Genomic DNA, 24077 nt, shown 5'->3' on the forward strand with positions numbered 1-24077 from the left:
TCAATTTCAAACAAATATTGAGTTACCACACACCAAAAACAATGACAGAATTCATCAAATAATCCACTACTAAAGGAGCCAAAATCAGTCATTTTTAACTAACATTTGAACCCCGTTTTAAGCTACTTTTAGTGGCACCATTACGCCAAAAATCAGTGGCGCTTTAATGCCGAAAAGTGACAAAGCACTCTCTAGAAGGGAAAGTCAGAGCCGCGTACCTTTCCAACACTAGTTCTGACTTCATCAATCTGTTGACGATTCTCATGTCTAAGAGTAATGCCTTTTACTGACTGCGCATGATCAGCAAGCTTCTCCGCATAATTCTCATGCACTTTATGGTCTTTGCTGTTGTCACTAAGCACTTTGATAGCATCGACAATCGCAGTGCGCTTATACCCGATTTCATGCATCACATTGGCAATCATGAGATCTTTCCTGCTTTGATTGCCTGCATTGTCACCAATTTCATTACTGATATTGGCATACGCTTCGTGCGCTAGTTCCATCTTAGATTTAACATCGTCCACATCAAACACTGGCACTTCAACGTGTTTCAAATTGAGCCTAGGCTTCTCAATAGCTTTATTCCAAGACTTAGGTGAAGGCGCATCTATTTTGGCAGATGCAGAGGCTGTTACATGCCCCAGCATTGCGCCTTTGGATTTATCTTGCTGGTCGATGATATACGCCTGTAGATCTGGGTTCGTGATTTTATTTGCCACACCCAGCTTGATCGCGACATCAACTGCCCTGCGTTTAAATTCATCGCTGCCCGTCAATTGAAATGTCTTCCACTTTTGAGATGAAAGCTGGATCATTGCTTTTATTGATTGATCACGCTCTTTCAGCAATGATATTTTTCTACCGCTATCCACAAAATCGATATCACCTGAATCATTATTCTTGTAGTTAACGATGGTCTCTTTTACCGAACGCACATGTCCTGTCGTAGACCTCACATTGACATCATGAGTAGTCATTTCGGCTTCATATGCGCTAATACCATGCTTTACTGGAACAAAAAGTGCGCCTAGGTCCGATGTTTTAACGCCATTATCACCATCACCTTGTCGCAGGGCGATGTTGTTAGGCGCAACACGCCAAGTAGTATGCAGTTGGTGCAAATCTTCAGACCTATCACGTACGTAGTCCCCAAACTTACCTGGATGTGCAGTCTGGATGCTTAACTCCATCTTTAATAATTGACGCTCAATACTGTGCGCATGTTTCATCAATTCCTTTTGAGATGCATGCTCATGCGCCAAGACTGACCGCAAAGCATTTAATGCAGATCCATTACCTTTCCAATCGGGTCTTGAGGCATTAAGCTTTTCGCGCGCCTGCTTATGCGTCTCCATCAATAACGAAAAGTCAGCTTGATGCTTTGCGCGCAGCTCGTCAGTTTTATTCTTTTTATACCCCCTGTGACTTACTTTCTCAGCGTTATATTGATGCCACACTTCCTTGACGTCAGGTGCCATTCCTTTCATGGGTTCTATCTTCCGCGCTAAAATTTCATAGGTAGATTTCTCAAAGGCACCGAAGCGTGCTTCCATCTTGCCAAGTGCAGCAGATCTATTCGCGGTAGATGCCTTAACCTTGATAATTTCATTACCCTGTCTAACATCAACAGTCGCACCAGACCCTTTCTTTTCATAGGTGACACCCTGTGATGCAAGTACCGCATGTAGATCATCCCAACACTTAATATTCTTATCTTTCAGTACGTCGGTAATTGCATCGCGCGCAATATCTGAAGCACTTCTTTGCCCGCTAAAAACTTCAACTTCCCTACCTTTTAACGATGGGATATTTGCATCGCCAGAACGCACACATGCGCCATCACTGTCTATGATATACCGCTGGCCAGCATCCTTTTCCCAACCTTGAATATAGTTGATTTTTGCAACGGCACGCTGTGAGGATTCTTTTTGAAATTTGAGTGGAAAGGATTTTTCTGTGATTGGATTATTCATGATGATTGCGACATGAATATGCGTGTTATCCTGATCATAATGCATTGCACATTTAACCAGAGCACGCGCTAAACCTAACTCATCCAGCAACATTTTTACAGCTTGGTGGGCTTGCTCACGATTAGGTTCTTCACCTTCGCTGAATGAAATAACATAGTGGCGAAACGGTATGCGAGAAAGTGCATTTGATTCAGCCAACGCCATCATTTCTATATCAGCAGTTTCATTTGAAAAGGCATTTTCATGCCATGCATCGAAGGCTTTTTCTTTCCCCGCTTCATATCCGTGCTCTTGCTTTGCCTCGGGTTTTTCAAGGTAATCCAAAAGGTTTTTTAAACCTATCCTACCAGTGTTTTTGTTTGCAATTTCTTTAATGACAGCTGACATGATCGTTACTCCGCAGCAATATTTAATATCGTTTTTTGTATCTGCGGAATCAACGCCTCAAGTGATTTAACTATCTCTGGTGTTAATTTATTTATAGTCGCACCATCTTTATTTAACACTAATATGTGTTTTAGCAATCCACCTTGACGTCGTAATTCACTGATTGCTTTTTCATCCGATCTGCTGCGAATCGTATTTCCAGTGTAGGCGGCTCTCATGAGTTTGCTCACTGAAACGCCACCAGAGTCAGCCATTTTACTCACTCGATCAAACTCACTTTGCGTCACTCTAAAAGTAATCACTTTCGTTGCACGATCAACCTCATTTTTATTATTAGCCATACTGACAATCCTTTCAAATTAACCCACTGTATTGGGTAATCCGCTTCCGGCAGGACAGGTAAAATATGTGAGAAGACGAAGTCGCCGAACATATCTTATGAGATTGGAATATTTTTGACGAAGTCAAAATGTATGACAATCTCCATCCTGCCCTTTAGATACCATACTACATAATCGATAAAGTCATCGTAGCATGGATAGTTGATTGAACAAAGTCTTCTGAGTACAGCTACAACCCCAGTCCGTCAGATGAAATAATTAGTTAGAGATCGCCGTTCATAGGCCTAGTCTGAAAATTAGTTATAAAGCCCATTGAGGATTTTTAAGCTTGATATTAATTTGATTATAGGCAGAATCATACTATGCAAGACTCCTTACTTAACGCCATCGCTAACAAACGACGCATATAACATCCACGAGAACTAAGTATTAATTTTACGCAAGCAATGCCATAACCCATTGCTATATAAAAGTTACTGGCCTATAATTATCCCAAATTGGGAGAACTTATAAATTATGCGGGTTATCGCAAAAAGCACGTTAAAAAAGTTCTGGGAACAACCTGCTTATGGCGATGCGCAACGACCACTAGAAAGCTGGCACGAGGAAGCGGTCAATTCAACATGGGCGTCACCACAGGCGGTAAAAGATCAATACGCTAATGCGAGTGTCTGTGGTAGCAACCGCATTGTATTTAACATCGGAGGCAACAAGTACCGCTTGGTTGTTGAGTTCCAGTACAGAGCTGGTATTGCTTGGGTAAAGTTCATAGGCACCCATGCGCAGTACGATAAAATTAATGTGGAGACAGTAAATGAATATTAAACCCATTCGTAATGATGATGACTTACATGCGGCATTCCTTCATCTTGAGCACGTTTTTCAGGCGGAGGTAGGTAGTGCTGAAGCAGATGAAATGGAAGTTTTGGTGACGTTAATCGAAGCCTATGAGAATAAGCACTATCCTATCAGTCCGCCTGGTGCTATTAATGCCATTCGATTCAGAATGGATCAACAAGCACTCACACCAAGCGATCTAGAGCCTTACATAGGTTCTAGCGGACGTGTATCTGAGATACTTAATTACAAACGTCCTTTAAGTATCAGAATGGTGAAACGCCTGCACGATGGCCTGCATATTCCGTATGAAAGCCTGTTGGCTGATGTTGCATAGCTAGAAAAAAACAAGGCATGTGGAGGATTGCTATCGGTGTATTGTGAAATACTGCAGCCAAGTTTTCATCAATAAACATTCAATAAGCTCGTTGCCTCAAAAAAAATCTAACTAATTTACGCCACAAAGTTATAGGTTTATTTACGCATCCCCGCCATTCAAGCAGCTCATCCAAAGCTTGCTCTGGGGTTATGACGGTAGCGTTTTTTAAGCTGACATAAGTTGGGTAAAGTATAAGTGTAGCCGCTACTAAGGAATCTAGACTCAATCTTTTTACCCGACGGTCAATTGGAATTTTATCTTCAGTAAGTCCCCAACCCGCATAAAAAGGCTGACCATAACATACCACCTTCTTGCCACGCAATAGTGCTTCAAAACCTGTAAGTGACGTTAGGGCATGCACTTCGTCAACCTCTTTGAGTAAATCAGCCATTGCAAAATCAACCACTACTTGATCACACCATTTAACCGAGTCATCTTCACCAGCGCCCTGCTTACGTAACCCTGCCACTACGTCAGGATGAGGTTTGTATAGGATAAATGCCTGGGGGTTTTCTTCACGTACTGCTTGCAGTAAGCCTAGATTGGTTCGAATGCCAGGTGCCCCAAATCGAATAGAAGCATCTGATTCCACTTGCCCTGGCACTAAAATCACTCTTTTAGTTCCAGTAGGTCTTTGCCAATAGCCTCCGCCAACGTTATATTTAGTGAGGCCAGCCCCAACAATGCGCTCACGCAAGTACGCTGCACGCTCTAAAATAACTTCGTCAAACTCAGATGTCGCCAATAAGTGTTCTAAATCTGACGGATGAGTAGCATCATAATAAATTCCGCGACTATCCATTACCCAAGAGATTGGATGCACGAGATCGGCCCCTAGCCCTACAGAGCGCAAAAAACCATCTTCTAGTCGGATAATTTTCACACTGGGTGACATTGTTGTAGGTGGCTCTGCGCTACCCCAAAGCAACACTGTTGATCCTGCCGGGATTGATTTACCAAACCAAACAAAGCATACCTTCACATCCCCCATAAAACGGCGGACAATTGCTCGCTTTCTGATAGAGAAACCATAAGCAAATACTTGGGCTGGTAACTGGTGTATCAAAGAACTACTCACCAAGGTTGGTATGCACATCAGGAATAATGCCGCGCTCACGCAACAATGACAGCACCATATCCACACATTTATCTAGCGTTAACTTGCCTGTGTTAATTAATAGCTCTGGGTTCTCTGGCGCTTCATAAGGAGAAGAAATCCCAGTAAAATTTTTAATCAATCCTTGACGTGCTTTAGCATAAAGCCCTTTTACATCGCGTTGTTCACAGGTTTCTAACGGGCAATGGCAATATATCTCAATAAAGTCTTCTGGGGCAACCAGAGCACGCACCTTGTCTCGATCAGCACGATAAGGCGAGATAAAGGCCGTGAGCGCAATTACGCCAGCTTCGGTAAAAAGCTTGGCCATTTCTCCGATTCTCCGAATATTCTCGGTACGATCCTCGGCAGAAAACCCCAAATCTGCGCATAGACCATGTCTTACATTATCGCCATCAAACACATAGGTACGACAACCACTTTCGTAAAGTGCACGCTCCAGAGCATGTGCCAGCGTAGATTTTCCAGCTCCAGACAAACCAGTAAACCAAAGAATAGCGCCACGATGATCGTTCATTTGTTCGCGCTGAACCTTAGTCACTAAAGATTTGTGCCAACTAATATTTTTTTCATTCGTCATAATTTATAAAAATTAAGAAATCCCATTAATAAATTTATCGACTATCTCAAAATGCGTTGTCCAGCTCGGCGCCTCAAAAGCTTTAATACGATCAAGTTGGGCTAAACGCGGCGCACTGTCTAGCACAGAAAACTCCTGAATTTTTGCCAGCCAACCCAGTCCATCCAAAGGATCAAGATAATCAGGGATTTCTCCTGCAATCTCGTGAAACACTTCAAGATCACTTGCAATTACTGGAGTACCCAATGCCAGCGATTCTACCAACGGCATGCCATAACCTTCAGAAAAAGAAGGAAACAACAGTGCCTGAGCATGGCATAGGTAAGTGGCTAAATCCGCATCGGAACATGCTGGGCGTTCTAACACAAAATCACGTAAAATTTCACAACGGTCCAGCAAATCCACTACATTTTCACAATCCCAACCCCGCTGACCAATTATCACCAATTTTGGTGCGGCCGACCCAAGCTGTTCAATTAAGCGGCGCCAAACTTGTAATATCATCCAATGATTTTTACGTGGTTCAATAGTGCCAAGCATAACAAAGTATGGCGCATCAATCAGTGATATAACACTTGGCCCTGGAAGTACTGCTGCCGCTAATTTGGCAGCTACCATGGGCGGCATACTTTGCTTAGTATTCTTAGCATAAGTGCTAAGGTCACTTAAGGTTGCTTGGGAATTAACCACAACCCCATGCCCAAATTGGAGCGCCGTATCCATTCTAACGCGATGTCGCTCAGCCTCGCCTTCTCGACAATACTCTGGGTGTATTAGTGGAATTAAATCATGAATAAAAAAGATAGGGCGTAATTCAAGCTTACTTAATTGTTTCAAATAACCTGATTGCTCTAGGCCATGATGGCCAGTTTCAAGCAAGAGTTTCTGCTGGTGACGAGCAGGTAAAAAGTTCAACCACCAGGCTTTAGTAATCAAAATACGAATGCGCAATTTGAAAGGTGGTGTTGGGCTCAAAAGTACATCAAACACTCTACGCGAATCGGTTAAAGTGAGCTCAAGCCAACGCCCTCTGTAGCGAACAATTGCTTGGGATCTACCATAAAAGTGTCGAACATATTCTAAAGAAACCCGATCAACGCCAGTAGGTAAACGTCCATCTAGCAGGCGCCCCACAAGGCGAGTAACATCAATTAGCACAACACGTTGCACCTTTCAACTTCTATTTTGCTGCATTGAAAATACCGATTGCTGGGTAAACTACTGTAGTGACTAAATTAAGAAACTTCTGCAACTCTGCACCTGATGCGTTTGAAACATACATCACATCTTTGTTACGCATAGGAAAGCTTTGTGCCACAAAAAATGTTCCAGGGTCTTTCATATCCACCTGATAAACTACAGGAATCTTACCTTCAGGCGTCATTAATGTAGATCTCTCTTTATCTTTTTCACCAAGGTTTTGTGGATCTTCCAGCCTAAAAATAAATACGCCCTTTGCATCAGCTCGATTATCTTGCAGACCGCCAACGCGACCCAAAGCTTGCACTAAGGTAATCCCTGTCGCCTCAAAATTCACCTCTTCATTTTTACCAGCAGCGCCCAATGCAGTAAAACTCAAAGGCTGAAACAAAGCGGTAATCACATCACCAGGATGCAACACCACATTTTGTTTGGGATCTTTAATAATCGATTCCAAAGGCATTGTTTGCACCAAATCACCACGCGTAATCTGCAATGTCATTTTGTTAATAGGCTGCCGCACACCACCAGCTGCCGCTAAAGCATCTAACAGACGCTCACCCTTAGGTGTTAGCGCAACGCGTGTGCTTAAAGCAACCTCACCTACCACCGTTACATTTGAAGTCGCATTTTTAACCACACGTACCAACACCTGAGGCTTATTAGCTTTACCCGTCAGCCGATTAACAATTTCAGATTCAATTTGATGCAGAGTTTTGCCAGCACACGGAATACTCCCAGCAAATGGAATATTAATAATGCCATCACTATTCACCATTTGCTCTGGGAAATCTGTCGCGCGAGTGGTTGCAATACCTGCGCGAGCATCCGTCATTGCTGTACCAAAAAGTGCTGCTGGTGGAGCCTCCCATATCGACACAGTAATAACGTCACCAGGCCCGACCACATAACGCGGAATCACATCAGCCCCCAAAGCATCTGAAAACAAATCTTTATGCTGGCCAGCTAATATGCGTCGTGTTACAGCATCGGTTACATTCACCACTTGGATTGGAGACTCAACCTGAACATCACTTTTAGCCTCAATTACCTGAGCACGGCTTGCGCCTGATGAGGAGATCCAGTCGGGAAAAGTAGCGCAGCCGTTTAATGCTCCTGCAGCAAAAATAACTAGCCCAAGCTTGGTGCTATTAGCAACAAGTTGAATGGGTGAAAATTTCATATTATTGTTTCTTCCTAAATTAATGTACTTCTAATTGCGCATGTACCATTACACTCAAACTGTTGCAAGTGCTTGCAGTCGCGAAAGCGGCGTGACAAATTTCACCGTTGCTGTTCGGGGCTACAAGCCCCTCCTACATATAACTTTTCAAGTGCTTTCACTCAGAATAATGAGATTTCACATTCGACTTAGTGCTTTAGCACTTAGCGAGAATGGGGAAGCCAAATACTGGCTTAGCGCTTAGAAAATTGGAGTGCCATTTTGGTGCAGCCACTGACATCAATCGCAGTGGTAATTAGCACGGAATTGAACGCTCTAATGGAAAATCTCGGTTCAACCAACCCACGTAGGCACTATAGTCTTCTGGCGCACCGAAACAAGCATGCCTATTATTACCTCGCTGAATCAGATGAACCGGTACGCCAACTGGCGATATTCTTGGAAGACGCGCCATTAACTACCGCATTTTTGGAAGGAGCTGTTTTAGTGTGTAGTAGAGCATTTAATTTTTATCTGACCCCAATTATTTAGCGCCTGCCCAGCCTGAACCAAAATTCGTGAACGGAGGATTTCCAACACAATATAAACAATCACCGCCAGCACCATGCCAATACTCAGCATAGCAAGCGTAGATAAGCTTCTGGAAGTAAGCACCCTATCGTATATCTGCAACATATACAAAGGCGATAACAGTAGGCTAATGTTAATAAATAGACTAAAAAACCAAGCGTATCGAAAGAAAAATGCAGTGCGTTTTAAATATTGCTTCAAATGAAACCTCTAATTGTTAACTTTTTGTAGTCTTATCAAATAAATTATCTACCTTACCTGTCGATGGCTTCTTCATCGCATATGACGCTACTTAAGGTAGCGTTCTCTCGCATCATATCTTCATCCATTTTATTTACTGGCCTTGCTGATGAATAGTGTTTAAGGAATAAACGCATAACCTGATCGACACCTTCAGATTTAACCGAACGCAAATCTTCCTCAAAATACTCACCTTTTGTGTAGTTGCCAGTAATAATTTCGTATGATGGAAAGTATTCACACATTGAGTTAGCTTGACAAAGCTCTTCAGCCGCGGAACGCAATACTGATTTACTGTATGTTGTAGACACAAGTACATGCTTATTCTCGTATGTAGCAATAAGTGGCACAGGCGAAACTGTTAAAATTAGTCGTACTTTAGGGTTTACTTTGAGTAACTTTTCAATGAATAACTGCATGTCATTTACGACATCTGAAACTCTAAAATTAACAAACTCATGGATGTTGTGATTTAACTCGCCAGCAACCACCCCTGGCGCTAATGGATAAACAGCGCCGTCTGCCTTATTACGCCATGACTCAGTTAAGCCTAACGTAAACACAAACACATCCATACTTTCAAACATTTCTCTAACACAGACGAAATGCTCATCCCTAGATTTTTCTAATTCAACAATTGTATTAAAGCCATTAGGTTGTATTTGTGGTCGAAATGGATCAATAAATTTGCCTTCAGAGTTTTTCCAATACTGCTCACTAGGTTTAAATGTGCCGTATGCACGATCAAACAACTGCACCAACTGACGAGTGGTATATAGATTGCCATAACGCGCAGAAAAGACGCCATAATTTCTATTGTATAACTCCTCAGCGGAAAGTGAGCTGTCACCTTTTTCAGCAACATAATAATTAAACCCATTTTTCTGAAGCGTGCGAGCAATATGCTGCGCAAAACAACTACCCGCCGTTGCTAATTTTTCATGTTGCTGTAAAGGTCTAGAGACCCTCACAACAGGATCAACATCGCTCATTGCGGGACGTTCAATTGCTCGACGCCAAAACTGATAGTCTGGCAGCCCTTTATATGGATTATTGGTTTCTTTTTTTTCAGCGACTGCTAAGTTTGAAGTTGGCAATAAACTTGCAACGCCCTTAATTGCAGTATCTAAGTAACCTTGCAATTTTGTAATCATCACAGGTTTTTCTTCCATATTTTTTAATGGCTTTCTCCCCTTTAAAAAATCAGCTAACGCTAAATATCTAGCTGTATTAAGGCGGTCACAAGTAATATCTTTTTTATCATATTTTGCAAAAGCAACAAAAGACTCGTGAATAAACCCTTTGAGGTCTAACATAAATACAGGCTGCTCATCTGAAGGCTTGGGTCTTTTGAATAAATAACTGCCATAATTCACTCCCAAGCGAGTCGCAATCTCAGGATAAACTGGCCAACATGGTCCATTTGCAAAGTCATCATCAATAAATTGCTCTACATTTTGAATTGTCTCAATCCCCTCTCTATTAAGAAGCAATCGAGCCAAGTCAGCTAATACTAATAATTTTGGGTGATTGATAGAGTGCATCCAGCAACCTTGACGCTCCCATTTGGAGATTAGGTCATTTAAGGGGATATTTGTAACACCTTGTGTACCTAATAAAAATTCTTTAGCGGACTCAGAGTAGTCAAAGAAGCCGAGGAATTCATATACATCCTCAGTAAATAGTCCTTCGGTTTCAGCAGCACTTAGTCCATTTACCCATCCGTATATTGCTAGTGATGACTGATACTCACCCAATGAACCACTTACACGCCCTTGCTTTTCAGCATAAATATAAACCAAATCAGGGTGATACGCATTATAGGAAATAGCAGGAATAACACGTATCCTATCAGCTACATCAGGAATTTTTTGCTTAGCAATATCTACCATGGCAATCATGTCTGATGTGCCGTGTACAAAAACAAGGTCATGATCGGATATAAGCTCAACGATGTCCGCTTCACCAGATAGAAAACCAGTTATTCTTTTTTCATTCAACTCTAGAAAACTGGAACTTACCCCTCCCGTCATCACCTTAAATAAGGTTGCCAAAACTTTAGATTGACAATTACCAAGCACCAACACTTTGCACGAAGATGTCACTATTTTAGACAACTTAGCTGCGCTTACAAGCAAGGATGTTCTATCATTTATTTCTATAAGATGACTGAAACGCTTACGAGCCGAAAACTCACCAGAACTAATTAAAGCTATCGCTAAAGCTGTTTCATCTTTAAAATTTATATGAGAAACAATAGCACTCTCTGACTCAGGATCACGTCCCAGAAAAAACCTAAAACCCCATATCACTGCATCTCTTGACACTGCCATTTACAGCCCTTTCCACATGTTAAAGCGCATTAAATTTTCATTAAATTTCGTACTAATCCTTTTTAATTTACTCTCACAATCTGATTTTTTTTTCTTACCAAGTGCATAATAGGCACGGTTAATATCAATAACATTTTCTAAATAATCTCCATTTATCCCTATTTTTTCAAACAAATTCTTTATTTTCACTTGCGAAAAACCATATACGAGAGGATGGTTTTGTAATAATGAAAAAATCACTCCGTGATAACGCATCGAAAATACCTTATCAGATTGTTGAATCAATTGATTAAGACTCAATAAAGACTCTAAGTAGATAATTTCTTGATTTGGGAAGTATGCTTGCAATGCAACATCTAACTTTGGCTCAATAGCAACAATGTGGTGCACCTTATCTTTGTCTTCGATTACTTTTTCACGAATCCAATTAAGCATTTCAATATCATTGGCACTAGATGGATATTTTAATATCCACAACACATCGCATTTTTTGGATAGATTTTCATTAAACACATCAAATGCTATTAAGTCCTCAGTATTTTGAATACACAATATAGGGTCATGCATTAAAACAGTATCCTGCCTAATGGTTTGTAGAGCTTTTAAAGACTCATCATCTCTAGCAGAAACGTATAAAGCTCTATTTAAAAGGGCAGTATGGTGATTTATAGTTGAATTGCTTGCACCAACTCCCAATAGAATCATGGGAACACACACTTTATCTGCCCAAGCAGCATCGTTAAGGGGTTGATGTGGGTGCGCTAATAACCCACCACCACCAATAATGATGCCATCAAATGTATTCAATAACTCAATATCATAAATTGCATTTGCTGTTAATTTTTGCTTCACAGGAAAAGGGTAATCACCTACTTCAATTAAGCTACATGCAAAAATAGACTCATCTTTAAGATTCCATGTGTGTTTTAAGTGCGACCTTACAGCAAGCGCTTGGTAGGCATCACCCATATTGCCATTACCATAAGCGCCAAAAATGAGTACCCGTGGTGCTTTATTGCTATCTCTTGTGGTTGAATCGATGATATTTTTAAGTATTTGGTAAAACTTAGTATCACCCTCAAGATGTTTTGCTAACTCAAGATTAGAAACATCTCGACCAAAAAACTTAAGGTACAAATCATTAATACTTTCAACTCGTTGCACTAACTCTGGCTTGTTTTGTTTCCCTATTGTCGATTCCTGGCGACTCCGTATTTGAAACTCTTGCGACTGACCCACTTGAGTAATGACTGAAACAAAGTCACCTGTTTGCTTTATTTTTTCACAATAAGTTAACGAGCCAGCTTCATCTGCTTCCCGACCTAACAGACCTAAATAAATGCCATTTACAATTTTGGTTGCATTGACGCCCAGAATATACTCCCAATACTCTTGAGATTGCCCAACTTCCGATAACACTTCAGCTAAGTTTTGATGTTCAGTGAGCTTTTCGCTGTAGTTGGTTAGCGCTTCTGCTTCTGGCTCACGTGCCAGTAAGCCTTTAAATACTAGGCTAACCAAGGCTTCAGGGTACGCGTAAAAATGATTTTTCCACGCCTCTTCTGAACCCGAAATCTCATTAATTACTGACTCAATATCACCAGACTTTTTAAGACTTTCAAAATATGCTGCAAATCCGACCTCATCTGCCTGCCTGCCCAGGATGCCTTGATAGATTGCTTTAACTATATCACCTGCATACAGCTTAACAAAAAGCTTAAAAAGCTTTGAGTTTTTCATTTTTTCTTTTCGTTGATAGTACGTTTTAAAAATGCTTCCCACTGCGGTAATATTTTTTCAGGCAAATATCGCGATGCAACTTCCTCGCCTCGTTGGCGCATTTCTTCTTGCACCTGTGCTGCATCAGGTTCATAGAGCACTTTTTTAAGTGCTTTAACTAGACTCATTGTTGCATAAGGGTCAAAATATTCAGCGGCGTCTTCGTAGACTTCACGGTGAACTTGAATATCTGAAGCGATGGTGATTCCACCGCTCGCCATTGACTCAACACCTGAGAAATCAAAACCCTCACCTAAACTTGGGCACACTGTTACCGCTGCATGGCGATAAAGTACACGAAGGTCGGGAGCCGGCACCGCATTGAGCATAAACAACTCACCTCGGTCAATCCATGACTCAAACGCTTTGGTAATGGAGCTATGCTCCCAGCCTAATGTTCCAACTACAACTAATTTAATATCAGGATCTACATCAGCTTTTATAACTTCCCATGCCGCAAGTAAACGCGTATGGTTTTTTCTGGGTTCAATAGTGGAAACAATTAAAAGGTACTTAAAATATTTATCACCAAGTGATCGCTTGTAGAAATTTTCCTTTTCTTTCAAACTAAAAAATTTTGGCAGTAAATCAATACCTTTTGAAGGATCTCCTTCATACAGTCTCGATCTAATAATTCCTGGCACTCGCTCAAATGGTGAAATTTCCTTAAAATAATGATGAGAAACCATGTTATGAATTGTCACGGCCCTATCGGCAGCCTCTGGAAAAAGTCTGATCAAATCTTGCCGCGTTGCCTCAGAAACGCAAGCAAAGTAAGCACCAGATTTAACATTGCTCATCAATGCATAAAAGTGGGTCGCTTGATGCAGAGATTTATCTGAGATGGTGTGTGGCATAAATACTGGTATAGCATCATGGTATCGAACGACAAAAACCGTATTGGGGTCAGTTCGCCCAGGGTATGGCGTCTGGCCGATAAAGACATCAAAACCTTGTGTATCTAACCTTGGGTAGGACGGTGTTTCAAACAGATTCAAAGAATTTAAACCCACCATGTGCATGGTGTTCCACGGTGTGGAACAAATTCGATGATTAGCTTTAGCTACCAGGTCAAAATCTGAGGCTGGAAGCGTTTTAGCAAAAAGCGTTCTCCAAGTAAAATCTTCAAAAGAATCTGATTCGAAACGTGTTAACTTGACTTTGCCCGTGTTAAAGAGGGTTGACATCAACAGCTTTGATGATGAAAATCTTTTTTCAATGAAATCGAGCACCTCATCCAATATATTGCGGTACGGCTTTTCCGCTAATGAAATGATCACTCGTGAATAGCGATTAAGCTTTCTAGTTTGACTCATTTCTTTCCAAAAAAAGCCTCTATCTTTCGTTCCACGTGCCAACACACGATGGGATGTTTGTATCATGCCTTCAACATCTACAGTATCAATTTTGCGTAACCCACGAAATAACAAGCGAACCTCTTGCGGGATACCCGCAAATCCTTCAAGCGCTGGGCGCATTTCCAATAGCACTTTTATTTTCTTTTCACTCATTTTACAATCCTAAAAATCAACAGTTTTCATTATAAAAATTATATGCATCATCAACATCATCAAATGGCACGAGTTTGCCTTGATGCAGTACACAAGCGCGGTCGCAATGCTCACGAATATTGTGTGCTTCGTGGGATACCATAATCATGGCGCGATCTTTACGTTTTTCAAAAAGCTCGTGCTGGCATTTATCGTGAAATCGCGCATCTCCAACGGCAATCACCTCATCAATCAAAAAGCAATCAAACTCAATCGCCATTGAGATGGCAAATGCTAAACGTGCGCGCATACCAGCAGAGTAGTTTTTTATAGGCTCTCGGAAATAACGACCTAACTCAGAGAAGTCTTGCACAAAATCAATTTTCTCTTCAGTTGAAACCCCATATACCCGACAAATAAAGCGTAAATTATCGAGCCCTGTGAGTGCCCCTTGAAAAGCGCCGCCAAAAGCTAATGGCCATGAAACATTCATCTCGCGACGAATAACACCACTTGTGGGCATTTCTGCACCACTAATCAGCCTTATGAGGGTTGATTTACCAGCGCCGTTCCGACCTAAAATACCAACTTTTTCACCTTGTTTGATAGTTAAATCAACACCATTTAATATGGTTACACTACCGTCTCTAGTGGGGTAGGATTTTGTAATGCTTTCAATGCTAATCACCCAGGCATTACCTCACGGCTAATTTTACGTGTCATTGCCAAACCTAAAAGGGTAAGACATAAACACACTGTTGCCATATAAGCGATATCATAATGTGCTTTAAAGGTAGAGCCAAAATAACCTTCTCTTAGCAGTTCAACACCATGGACCATAGGAAGATAAAGAACAAACTCCTGAGCTTGTATTGGTAAACTATCCACCATAAAGGCAGCACCAGACAATGGAAAGAGTATATAAGATGTGGGATGCCAAATCTTATCAACAAGCTCGTATTTCTCTGAAAGAGAGGCTAGTAGTACAGCTAATGAAATACCAAACCATGCCAGCATAAACCATGCAAACAAAACTTTTGATATGTCCTCAGGTGGGTTAAGCCAGCCTATGTACATAAAAAATAAACCCAAAACCATAAAAGATATTGTGGCCCCACCTGCTTCCAGCAATAATCTAGCCGCATATATATCTATTACCTTGACGTTTCTATGGTACATCAGCGATGCATTTGGCTCGATTGAACCTATACAGCGACCAGCCATATTGCGCCAAAGCAATACACTTGAGTATCCAGTAATAGCAAAAGCAACAATAGGAAAATCTGACCCATGTGAAGCACCAGAAAGTGTCCATAGTGCAGTCACAGCCAATGTAAATATCATTGGCTCTACAAATAACCACATAAAACCAATATTATGGCGGCCAAACCTAGTAAGAATTTCACGCATAAGCAATGCGCCAATTACTCGTTTCTGAATTGCCATTGATCGCATTAGTGCTGAAAAAGACTTAATCATTTGCGATGGATTAGTCTTTATGTTCACGAATACCAGCTAACAACATTGCCAATACACCCCAAGCAGCCAACCCTAATAGCAATGTAGATAAAACACCATAGAATCTACGAGGTTCCATCGCCATATCAGGTTTACTTGGCAGTGATATGCGTTCTAAGTAAAGTTGTTTTCGCACAGCTTCGTTGCGCGCCTGCACCTGCGAGGCCATTGCACCCGCTAGTTGTCTATCCGCAAATTCTCGCTCTAGTTGTAAGCGTTGATATTCTGCAGCTTTGGTTGATAATGATTTTTCACCGCCTGTAACACTACTTGTAACAATTGCAATTTCATTTTGCAGTATTTCAACTTGTTTTTGTAGTGTGGGTATTTGCGGATTATCTTTAGTAAATGTTATAAGTTGGGCAAGCTGAGATTTTGTGGTGAGTAGCTGCTCTTGTAACCTAGAAATTTGCTGCAACTGAATGGCAGATTGCTTTTCAGGGTCTATTACCCCTTTTTGGTTGCGGAAATTAGATAACGCTAACGCTGCAGCTTTCGCTTTACTTTCAGCATCACCAACCTCAGCTACGGCAAATTTAATCATGTCACGTCGGCCATTTTCATTAAGCTGATTCACTAACACTTCACTCATTAATAGCAGCGCTTTATTAATACGGTAAGCATCCTCTTCCGTAAAAGCTCTGACGGTAAGTGTGGTAATAGATGAGCTTGAATCAAGTTGTGTAGCTATCTTTTTTTGATAGTAACGGTGCATTGCTTCAAAGCTGTTATCCCAATCCAACCCTGCAAAACGGCTAATAAAATCTACATTTTGATTAGAATAAGCTTGACGAAAACCCATATTTTCATCTAGTTTTACCAGTGCATCACGCGATAAAATAAATTCTTTTACTACATAACTATCATCTTGCGAGCGTGAAAAACCCACTCCTTTAAACAATGCGCCTAATGGTGATGAGGATGGTTTTTCTGGGCTACGCACTACAAATTGCGATTCTGAAATAAATACGTCTGAAGCAATAAAACCATAGTAAATAATAGCAATAGTTGTGGGGAAAACAACTGTAGATACAAATAGCCATTTGATGCGTGATATAGATGCTTTAATGAAGCTACCTAAGCCAGCAGATTTAGAGTCAGCAGATTTAGTATTTTGGGGTGTTATTATCATTTTTTATTCCAGACTTTCGTGCATTATAGCCCAATAATACTTTCAACTTCTTTTACGCGAGCGCCCACTAGCTTGACATCGCCACGAGACTCCACATTTAACCGCAATAGTGGCTCAGTGTTGGAGGTGCGTAAATTAAAACGCCACTGTGCAAACTCTAAGCTAATGCCATCCGTTTTATCAATAAGTGGTTGGTCTTTGGCAAAGTGCGCTAGTATGCTGTCGATCACTTTATTGGCATTTTCAACACGATAATTAATTTCACCACTACATGGGTAGGCTTGAATTTGTGCACTCACTAGCGTTGAGATTGGCTGCGCTTTTGTATTAATTAACTCAGCCACTAGTAGCCATGGAATCATGCCACTATCACAATAAGCAAAATCACGAAAATAATGATGGGCGCTCATTTCGCCGCCATAAATTGCATTTTCTAACCGCATACGTTCTTTTATAAATGCATGGCCAGTTTTACTGAGTACGGGTGTTCCACCTGATTTAGTGACTATATCTATGGTGTTCCAAGTAAGGCGAGGGTCATGAATTATTTTTTCGTGTGGGTGTTTGGCTAAAAAGGCCTGTGCCAACAAGCCGATAATATAATAGCCTTCTATAAATTCGCCTGTTTCATCAAATAAAAAACAACGGTCAAAATCTCCATCCCACGCAATACCCATATCGGCTTGATGCAACCTAACGGCATCAGCGGTTGCTGCTCTATTTTCTGGTAGCAATGGGTTTGGTATACCATTGGGAAATTGTGCATCAGGCTCGTGATGCACTTTAATAAACGTTATAGGGATATTTGCAGCTACAAATGCTTGCTCTATTGCATCAATCACATGCCCAGCAGCACCGTTACCTGAGTTGACTACCAGCTTGAGCGGTTTGAGTTTTGTAATATCAATATAAGTAAGGAGATGCTTTACATAAGCTTGCAGTATGGATTGCTGTGTAAGCACACCCACGTTTAAAGCTGGTTTAAAATCATTAGCTTCAGCTAATTGTTGAATAGCGCGTAAGCCAGAATCACCACTGATAGGCAACGCACCGCGGCCTACAAATTTCATGCCGTTATAGTCCATGGGGTTATGGCTTGCGGTCACTTCTATACCACCATCTACATCAAGATAAAAAGCGGCAAAATAGATTTCTTCAGTACCCGTCATGCCAATATCAATGACATCACACCCTGAGTCCATCAAGCCTTGCGCTAAGGCCAGCTTTAAATCTTCACTGGTTTCACGCACATCGCACCCTACAACCACACGCTTAGCATTGAGGTGCTGTGCGTAAGCGCGGCCAATTTTATAGGCAATTTCTTCATTCAACTCATCACCAAGCTGCCCGCGGACATCATAAGCTTTAAAACAGGTGAGTTGCGTCATACAATGCGTCCATAAGCATCGTCAAACCTAACGATGTCATCTTCACCTAAATAGTCGCCACTCTGAACTTCAATCATCACCAACACTTCTAAAGTTGCATTCTCTAATCGATGTTGCTGTCCAGCCTTAATGTAAGTTGATTCATTGGTATTGATGACCAGCTGATTTTTGCCATTGATCACCTTAGCTTCACCACTCACCACCACCCAATGCTCACATCGGTGATGATGCATTTGTAAGCTTAGGCTTGCGCCAGGGTTTACCTCAATACGTTTTATTTTAAATCCAACACCTTCTTCTAATACGGTATAAGTACCCCACGGGCGGTGTACCGTGGTGTGATGCCTGTAAGAGTCATGACCATTGTTTTTTAACTTAGCATAGATGTGTTTCACATCTTGCACGTTTGCCTTACTGGCCACCAAAACAGCATCTGGCGTATCAATAATAATTAAATCCGTTAGGCCAACTGCACCAATTAGCCTATCTTCACTATGAATAGTGCAACCGCTAGTGCCATGCAACAACACTTCACCCTGAATGCGATTACCATCTGCATCTGCCTCTGTTAAGTCACCCAGGGCAATCCAAGAACCAATATCGCTCCAACCAATATCACAAGGTACAACAACAACCCCACCAATTTTCTCGCTATTGGTAACTTTGGCAGCTGCTAGTTTTTCTATTACGGCATAATCAATAGAGTCTTCTGGAATTTGACCAAACAAATCAGGATCCAAATCAACTTGTAAAAACCCGGCGCCAGTTGCATTTTGTGATTGAGCAAGGCAGTTACGTGTTGCGGCTAAAATCTCTGGGCAACAAACTTCCATGGCTTTAAGAATATTACCTGCAGTAAAGCAGAACATGCCCGAATTCCAAAGAAAGTTGCCAGCTGAAAGATATTCTTGTGCTTTTTCAAGCGAAGGTTTTTCTACAAAACGTAATACAGTATGTCCGTCCGCCTCAATGTAACCAAAGCCAGTTTCAGGGGAGTTTGGTTTAATACCAAAAGTGACTATTTTGCCATCAAGTGCAAATTCAATAGCGATACTCACCGCATCTTCAAAGGCTTGTTGATTTGCAATAAGATGATCGGCAGCCAGTACCAGCATGACGGCGTTTTCGCCATGACGCCGAACAACATCAAGCGCGGCAGCTGCAATTGCTGCCGCCGTGTTGCGCCCAAAGGGTTCTAATATAAAAGAAGTGGCGAGATTACTAGTATTGACTTTGCTAAATTCATCTTTTGTTTTAAAAAATAATTCGCGATTAGTCACTGTAAGCACTTCACTGACGTTGGGTAACAGTGCACCACGTAAAAAAGCTTTTTGTAGCAAGCTTTGACCATCCGCTAGGCGGATGAACGGCTTAGGATGCATTTCGCGAGAGATTGGCCATAAGCGGGAGCCCGCTCCGCCACATAAAATAGTTGGGATTAATTGCATCATTAGTTTTAATTCATCATTCTTATTTATTATCAACTAAAATATTAGTCACATCTCGCCCCAATATAACCAGCGTTTTCCGTTGGCCTTGAGGGTCTAGCAGCTTGGCATTAAGCCAAGTAAAAAGTATTTTTATAGCAAAATTTGTTCATCCACCATAATGAATGAAAGTTTGAGGTGCATTTCACGAGAAACTGACTACAGGAAAAAGCCTGCAATAGCACATAAAATAACTGGAGTCAATTTGTTCATTTTTTTTGAATGTAACGCACTACATTTTTGATTATACTTGATATAACCCTTTTATTACAAAGGCATTAACCACAAAACAAAAATTTACAGGTATTTTCGATTGATAAAAACAAAAAATATGAATCAAAAGTGACTCAAAATATTCTACCTAGATAAAACGGCTATTCGTAAAGTTATGTGTATTAGTGATTAATTTGTATTGACAGCCCGCCTTATTAATCTATACTTAAAATATATACTAAATGGGAGTTTGTTATGAGAACAGCCAAACTATTTCAGAACGGTCAAAGTCAGGCAGTGCGGTTGCCGAAGGATTTTCGATTTGAAGGTGATGAGGTCATCATCAAGCGTTCAGGTAATGCTGTGGTATTGATTCCTGCCAATCATTCCTGGGACGTGCTTGCTGAAAGCTTAGATAAGTTCAGTGCGGATTTTATGGCTGATCGCAATCAGCCTGAATCACAAATCCGCGAGGATTTGTTTGCATGAAGTTGATGTTAGATACTAATATTTGCATCGCCATTATCAAGAAAAAGCCGAGAGACATCCTGCAAAAGTTTAGTGCTTATCAAATCGGTGATATTTGCATTTCATCCGTAACACTGGCTGAGTTAAGGTATGGCGTTGCCAAGAGTCAGTTTAAGGAAAAAAATCAGGCTGCGCTAGATGAGTTTATTCTGCCCTTAGAAGTGGTAGATTTTGATGAGCCAGCCACTGAGTACTATGGAACACTGCGCGCGACACTGGAAAAACAAGGCATTCCAATTGGCCCATTAGATACGATGATAGGTGCACATGCTTTAAGCCTAAATGTAACGCTGGTATCAAACAATACCAAAGAGTTTAGTCGCATAACAGGCATTAAGCTGGTTGATTGGATTAGCTGTTAATTTAGCTAATACACAAAACTTTACGAATACCCGATAAAACGCTTAAATTCACTCTGTCCAAATCAAACCACTATGTGAATCTGGAATATTAAGCCGCTTATAAAAATTACCATTTAACTGCGTGCTGCCAATTAAATTAAGTTGGAAATTTTCTTTTAACTTGCAGCCACTCTCAATCTTATCGGCCAGTGTGGATTTAACTTACCAGACCTTTATCATGTCAGCTAAAAAACCATCGTCAATTCGACCTTTACTATCACGAATGACTGTTATTTTAGCCGCTTCAATGCGATCAATTACTTCCTGAGGTCTTGATACGCCACAGATGCTTCGACCAAATTTACAGAGCGCATTGTTATCTGGGTAATTTTTAGACTTATTCATACCAAGCGCCATTGTGCGATCGATAATATTCATGCCAGTTCTAGGATTAGTGCTCTGATAGACTGATGTAGTGACTACGTCATAAATTGGAGAAAGCTTAACTTCTGCACTAGGATGCTCGTAAATCAACGAAAAATTCTTAAGGTGCGCATCCCCATTTTTCACTAATACCGACAGTGCCACATATTCAAAATATCGATGCAAACTTTCAGTTGAGTTACTGCCGCATAAAGAAGCGATGATGCGCCCAACTCCCTCGTAGCTTCCATGATACTTATCGTCAGCGGAGGTATTGGTTAATGCGCACATATCTTCCATACCCAGTCGATTTCCGCTATCTGCAATATCGAATCTCTTTAAAATAAATAGACCATTATCTTCACTTAACCAAAAATCAGGCACGCTAATCCCGGCCTCTTTTGCAACTGACATGCACATAAACTCATTCTCGGCGAGATGCGGGTAATCATCACCAGCAGATTTTACGATAAGATCTGGCGTTACCGCTGTTGCCTTATCAACAACGGGTGAAATAATGCTTTTGTCAGCCACCAATACTTTGGGTTGAAATCCTGAGATACCTGAATCAAAATAAGTGTCCACCAGGTAATTAAACAGCTCCTCAGAGGCTGTTGATTTTACAAGGTCGTTTAGGCTGACTGTGGATTTTTTGGATTCAACCATGTCATTGGGGTCAATATAGCTCAGCCGCCCAATTTGGTGTTTACCAGTGATCTTTAATAGCGACATATCGTCGAGCTTGGCGACCTTCCCGAATCTATTTTTTAGAGAGTCTAACAAATAGCCTTCTGGCTTATTCATAGCAAATACAGAGAACAAACCGCCTCCACTATAGCTTTCAGCACGCATCGGCATACTAAGAGATACTTCGACATGTTTTTCGCTGTTGGTGTAATTAAATGAGAATCTAGCTTCTTTGCTTAAAAATCCAGACGCGCCTTGAGGCGTTACCACTTGAAGCGATTTGATCTTATCAAGATTCATTAAGCAAATCCCCAAGCTTCGTATAATCTGGCCTAATAGGCTTTAACTCCATGCAGAAATTAAGTGCCATTAAAATTTTAAATAAGCTGGTGATGTTTGCGTCTTCGCCCTTTTCAATACTAATAATTGTTTGACGGCGCATATTGGCCTTGATCGCCAACTGATTTTGAGTAAGTTTGAGAAGCTTTCTTTCTCTTCTAATGGCTAAACCCATGTCCTGCAGATTGAGAATATGATTGTCCATGACACACATTAAATGTATTATATATCGAACATTTTATGTGTATTTATATTAAATGTAAACAATAATATACATTTATACACGACTCATACGCAAATTTTACAGTCTACAAAAAAATAATGGTGAGTTAAACTAGCTCCACAAAATCCCTGCGTGTGTATCTGCAATATCCAGTCGCTTGTAGAAGTTGCCATTTAACTGAGTGCGACTAATCAAATAGTGCTGGAAACTGCTATATAGTTTTTGATCTATGAGATGCAATGGCGCCTGTTGCCAGAATTGATTAACCGCGCCCTGAAATGTTAATCCAGATATATTGTATAGCGCTCTGCCACAAACCTTGACTGGCAGAGCGTGAGCAAGTGCAGAAAGCCCAACCGTACTGTTCACCACAACCACACCACGTGTATGATTAAACAATGTAGGTAAATGTTGATCATGAATGTAGAACACCCTATTCTCAACGCCATTTAAACGTGCAAATTTTGTTATGCATTTTGCATAATCATGGTAGCCCCTATCTAGAGGATGATGTTTAATAACTAGCAGCGTTTCATTAGGTGCATGCATGGCAAACGAATGCATAGTGGAATTAATAAAATCTTTAACTGACGCAAAGTGTGAATGAAAGTAAATTTGTGCATCGTTATGCACCTGCAATGGCACGAGAAAATAATTACCGTCATGGTTGTTGAGTAGATCTTTCAATACATTTCGCTCGGCATGGGCGTAGTACCTTTTTCGCCAAAATGCGCGTACCCAATATAATCCTTCAAGCAAATTAAGTGGGCGGTGATGCTGATAATGCCAGTAGATTGGCCATAACAGCGTACATGCCAGATAGTAGAGCATTGCCCAACACGCTGCATAAGAAAATGTCTGGCCAACTTCTAAGGCTTTAGGTAACTCAGTAGCTTCGTGTTCTTGATAATGCTCCATTTCTCTTGGCAACAAAGAGTTGTCGTTAGTGCCAAAGAGTTCTAATGTAATGAAATCAGGTCGAATATACCCTTCTTCGAAAACTCCAATCTCAATTCCACGTAGATGAGCCACTTCATGAGCGGCACGATGATGTAGTCTGCAATCTCCAAACAGCATTACCACATCAATATTTAAGCTAGTAATAAGTTGATCAAAAAAATCTGGCCAATCATCTGCTATTCCACGAAAAGAGACGGCATTAGTGGGGTAAAAAAGCCAATCCCCACCATTGAAGTTTACTTTGTGAACGTGTGCGCCATGCGATTCTAAATCCAGAGCAAGTCGGCGAAAGAAAGGGCCGACTGGCCCCTGTAAGAGAAGTACATTTTTTCCACGAAACGCAGCGAGCCCATTTCTAATCATTATTATCGAATCATAGTATGTGAATAAACCATTTAGAGTTTACCAGCAATAAGTAACTCCAAC

The 24077-nt window shown here is 41.0% G+C and carries 22 protein-coding genes; 4 read left to right on the forward strand and 18 right to left on the reverse strand.

Features of this window, described 5'->3' with window-relative positions:
- Window positions 1-191 precede the first annotated feature (191 nt).
- Both PSV17_RS00470 and PSV17_RS00475 read right to left on the reverse strand, forming a co-directional pair.
- Entirely contained in the window at window positions 192-2363 is a 2172-nt protein-coding gene (locus PSV17_RS00470; RefSeq protein WP_300478423.1) for a relaxase/mobilization nuclease domain-containing protein, read from the reverse strand.
- Window positions 2364-2368: 5 nt separating this feature from the next.
- Window positions 2369-2704: a hypothetical protein gene (locus tag PSV17_RS00475; protein ID WP_300478426.1), complete on the reverse strand. Its 336-nt coding sequence runs from the start codon at window positions 2702-2704 to the stop codon at window positions 2369-2371.
- Window positions 2705-3220: 516 nt separating this feature from the next.
- Here PSV17_RS00475 and PSV17_RS00480 point away from each other — a divergent pair.
- Together PSV17_RS00480 and PSV17_RS00485 are read left to right on the forward strand one after the other, a co-directional pair.
- Window positions 3221-3529 carry a type II toxin-antitoxin system HigB family toxin gene (locus PSV17_RS00480; protein WP_300385682.1) on the forward strand — a complete coding sequence of 103 codons (309 nt, stop codon included), beginning with the start codon at window positions 3221-3223 and terminating at the stop codon, window positions 3527-3529.
- On the forward strand, window positions 3519-3878 hold the full coding sequence (locus PSV17_RS00485) for a transcriptional regulator (RefSeq protein WP_300385679.1): 360 nt from the start codon (window positions 3519-3521) through the stop codon (window positions 3876-3878). The genes PSV17_RS00480 and PSV17_RS00485 overlap by 11 nt, the downstream gene beginning before the upstream one ends.
- Before the next feature lie 79 nt (window positions 3879-3957).
- Here the strand turns inward: PSV17_RS00485 and PSV17_RS00490 are convergent, their stop codons facing one another.
- The 13 genes from PSV17_RS00490 to PSV17_RS00550 form a co-directional block, all read right to left on the reverse strand.
- Window positions 3958-4986 (reverse strand): hypothetical protein, encoded by a 1029-nt coding sequence (locus PSV17_RS00490; protein WP_300385676.1) that lies wholly within the window; start codon window positions 4984-4986, stop codon window positions 3958-3960.
- Window positions 4987-4990: 4 nt separating this feature from the next.
- Entirely contained in the window at window positions 4991-5617 is a 627-nt protein-coding gene (gene cysC / locus PSV17_RS00495) for an adenylyl-sulfate kinase (protein ID WP_300385673.1), read from the reverse strand.
- Between the two features lie 12 nt (window positions 5618-5629).
- Window positions 5630-6775 carry a glycosyltransferase family 1 protein gene (locus PSV17_RS00500; protein WP_300478431.1) on the reverse strand — a complete coding sequence of 382 codons (1146 nt, stop codon included), beginning with the start codon at window positions 6773-6775 and terminating at the stop codon, window positions 5630-5632.
- Between the two features lie 22 nt (window positions 6776-6797).
- A complete protein-coding gene (locus PSV17_RS00505; RefSeq protein WP_300478433.1) occupies window positions 6798-8000 on the reverse strand; it encodes a polysaccharide biosynthesis/export family protein in 1203 nt (400 codons plus the stop codon).
- A 295-nt stretch (window positions 8001-8295) separates the two neighbouring features.
- Window positions 8296-8454, reverse strand: a complete 159-nt coding sequence (locus PSV17_RS00510) for a hypothetical protein (RefSeq protein WP_300478436.1) — start codon at window positions 8452-8454, stop codon at window positions 8296-8298.
- 370 nt (window positions 8455-8824) lie between these two features.
- Window positions 8825-11143, reverse strand: a complete 2319-nt coding sequence (locus PSV17_RS00515) for a GSCFA domain-containing protein (RefSeq protein ID WP_300478439.1) — start codon at window positions 11141-11143, stop codon at window positions 8825-8827.
- Window positions 11144-12883, reverse strand: a complete 1740-nt coding sequence (locus PSV17_RS00520; protein WP_300478441.1) for a polysaccharide pyruvyl transferase family protein — start codon at window positions 12881-12883, stop codon at window positions 11144-11146. It abuts the gene before it with no gap.
- Complete coding sequence (locus PSV17_RS00525; protein ID WP_300478443.1) at window positions 12880-14433, reverse strand: glycosyltransferase family 1 protein; 1554 nt, start codon at window positions 14431-14433, stop codon at window positions 12880-12882. The genes PSV17_RS00520 and PSV17_RS00525 overlap by 4 nt, the downstream gene beginning before the upstream one ends.
- A gap of 16 nt (window positions 14434-14449) precedes the next feature.
- Complete coding sequence (locus PSV17_RS00530; protein WP_300478445.1) at window positions 14450-15100, reverse strand: ABC transporter ATP-binding protein; 651 nt, start codon at window positions 15098-15100, stop codon at window positions 14450-14452.
- On the reverse strand, window positions 15097-15858 hold the full coding sequence (locus tag PSV17_RS00535; RefSeq protein ID WP_300478448.1) for an ABC transporter permease: 762 nt from the start codon (window positions 15856-15858) through the stop codon (window positions 15097-15099). The genes PSV17_RS00530 and PSV17_RS00535 overlap by 4 nt, the downstream gene beginning before the upstream one ends.
- Window positions 15859-15901: 43 nt before the next feature.
- Window positions 15902-17062, reverse strand: coding sequence for a capsule biosynthesis protein (locus tag PSV17_RS00540; RefSeq protein ID WP_300478451.1), 1161 nt, complete (start codon window positions 17060-17062; stop codon window positions 15902-15904).
- 23 nt (window positions 17063-17085) lie between these two features.
- Window positions 17086-18450, reverse strand: coding sequence for a phosphomannomutase CpsG (locus PSV17_RS00545; protein WP_300478453.1), 1365 nt, complete (start codon window positions 18448-18450; stop codon window positions 17086-17088).
- Complete coding sequence (locus PSV17_RS00550) at window positions 18447-19901, reverse strand: mannose-1-phosphate guanylyltransferase/mannose-6-phosphate isomerase (protein ID WP_300478456.1); 1455 nt, start codon at window positions 19899-19901, stop codon at window positions 18447-18449. The genes PSV17_RS00545 and PSV17_RS00550 overlap by 4 nt, the downstream gene beginning before the upstream one ends.
- A 504-nt stretch (window positions 19902-20405) precedes the next feature.
- Between PSV17_RS00550 and vapB the strand changes: the two genes are divergently transcribed.
- Together vapB and PSV17_RS00560 are read left to right on the forward strand one after the other, a co-directional pair.
- Window positions 20406-20639 carry an antitoxin gene (gene vapB / locus PSV17_RS00555; protein WP_300385880.1) on the forward strand — a complete coding sequence of 78 codons (234 nt, stop codon included), beginning with the start codon at window positions 20406-20408 and terminating at the stop codon, window positions 20637-20639.
- Window positions 20636-21040, forward strand: a complete 405-nt coding sequence (locus PSV17_RS00560) for a type II toxin-antitoxin system VapC family toxin (RefSeq protein WP_300385883.1) — start codon at window positions 20636-20638, stop codon at window positions 21038-21040. Before vapB ends, PSV17_RS00560 begins: the two co-directional genes overlap by 4 nt.
- A 201-nt stretch (window positions 21041-21241) precedes the next feature.
- Here PSV17_RS00560 and PSV17_RS00565 read toward each other — a convergent pair whose 3' ends face one another.
- From PSV17_RS00565 to PSV17_RS00575, 3 genes are all read right to left on the reverse strand, one after another.
- Window positions 21242-22429, reverse strand: a complete 1188-nt coding sequence (locus tag PSV17_RS00565; RefSeq protein ID WP_300478459.1) for a type II toxin-antitoxin system HipA family toxin — start codon at window positions 22427-22429, stop codon at window positions 21242-21244.
- Window positions 22419-22673 carry a helix-turn-helix transcriptional regulator gene (locus tag PSV17_RS00570; protein WP_300478462.1) on the reverse strand — a complete coding sequence of 85 codons (255 nt, stop codon included), beginning with the start codon at window positions 22671-22673 and terminating at the stop codon, window positions 22419-22421. The genes PSV17_RS00565 and PSV17_RS00570 overlap by 11 nt, the downstream gene beginning before the upstream one ends.
- Before the next feature lie 129 nt (window positions 22674-22802).
- Window positions 22803-24014, reverse strand: a complete 1212-nt coding sequence (locus PSV17_RS00575) for a capsular biosynthesis protein (protein WP_300478464.1) — start codon at window positions 24012-24014, stop codon at window positions 22803-22805.
- Window positions 24015-24077: the final 63 nt, after the last annotated feature.

Origin of the sequence: Methylotenera sp., assembly GCF_029946165.1 — a bacterium.
Taxonomy (GTDB): domain Bacteria; phylum Pseudomonadota; class Gammaproteobacteria; order Burkholderiales; family Methylophilaceae; genus Methylotenera.

Excerpts from the sequence above, each read along its gene's own strand:
- PSV17_RS00485 (WP_300385679.1), top strand. The coding sequence starts at position 3,519 with ATGAATATTAAACCCATTCGTAATGATGATGACTTACATGCGGCATTC.
- PSV17_RS00570 (WP_300478462.1), bottom strand. The coding sequence starts at position 22,673 with ATGGACAATCATATTCTCAATCTGCAGGACATGGGTTTAGCCATTAGA.
- PSV17_RS00470 (WP_300478423.1), bottom strand. The coding sequence starts at position 2,363 with ATGTCAGCTGTCATTAAAGAAATTGCAAACAAAAACACTGGTAGGATA.
- PSV17_RS00505 (WP_300478433.1), bottom strand. The coding sequence starts at position 8,000 with ATGAAATTTTCACCCATTCAACTTGTTGCTAATAGCACCAAGCTTGGG.
- PSV17_RS00550 (WP_300478456.1), bottom strand. The coding sequence starts at position 19,901 with ATGATGCAATTAATCCCAACTATTTTATGTGGCGGAGCGGGCTCCCGC.
- PSV17_RS00540 (WP_300478451.1), bottom strand. The coding sequence starts at position 17,062 with ATGATAATAACACCCCAAAATACTAAATCTGCTGACTCTAAATCTGCT.
- PSV17_RS00520 (WP_300478441.1), bottom strand. The coding sequence starts at position 12,883 with ATGAAAAACTCAAAGCTTTTTAAGCTTTTTGTTAAGCTGTATGCAGGT.
- PSV17_RS00475 (WP_300478426.1), bottom strand. The coding sequence starts at position 2,704 with ATGGCTAATAATAAAAATGAGGTTGATCGTGCAACGAAAGTGATTACT.
- vapB (WP_300385880.1), top strand. The coding sequence starts at position 20,406 with ATGAGAACAGCCAAACTATTTCAGAACGGTCAAAGTCAGGCAGTGCGG.
- PSV17_RS00515 (WP_300478439.1), bottom strand. The coding sequence starts at position 11,143 with ATGGCAGTGTCAAGAGATGCAGTGATATGGGGTTTTAGGTTTTTTCTG.
- PSV17_RS00545 (WP_300478453.1), bottom strand. The coding sequence starts at position 18,450 with ATGACGCAACTCACCTGTTTTAAAGCTTATGATGTCCGCGGGCAGCTT.
- PSV17_RS00510 (WP_300478436.1), bottom strand. The coding sequence starts at position 8,454 with ATGGCGCGTCTTCCAAGAATATCGCCAGTTGGCGTACCGGTTCATCTG.
- PSV17_RS00575 (WP_300478464.1), bottom strand. The coding sequence starts at position 24,014 with ATGATTAGAAATGGGCTCGCTGCGTTTCGTGGAAAAAATGTACTTCTC.
- PSV17_RS00525 (WP_300478443.1), bottom strand. The coding sequence starts at position 14,433 with ATGAGTGAAAAGAAAATAAAAGTGCTATTGGAAATGCGCCCAGCGCTT.
- PSV17_RS00480 (WP_300385682.1), top strand. The coding sequence starts at position 3,221 with ATGCGGGTTATCGCAAAAAGCACGTTAAAAAAGTTCTGGGAACAACCT.
- PSV17_RS00560 (WP_300385883.1), top strand. The coding sequence starts at position 20,636 with ATGAAGTTGATGTTAGATACTAATATTTGCATCGCCATTATCAAGAAA.
- PSV17_RS00535 (WP_300478448.1), bottom strand. The coding sequence starts at position 15,858 with ATGGCAATTCAGAAACGAGTAATTGGCGCATTGCTTATGCGTGAAATT.
- cysC (WP_300385673.1), bottom strand. The coding sequence starts at position 5,617 with ATGACGAATGAAAAAAATATTAGTTGGCACAAATCTTTAGTGACTAAG.
- PSV17_RS00565 (WP_300478459.1), bottom strand. The coding sequence starts at position 22,429 with ATGAATCTTGATAAGATCAAATCGCTTCAAGTGGTAACGCCTCAAGGC.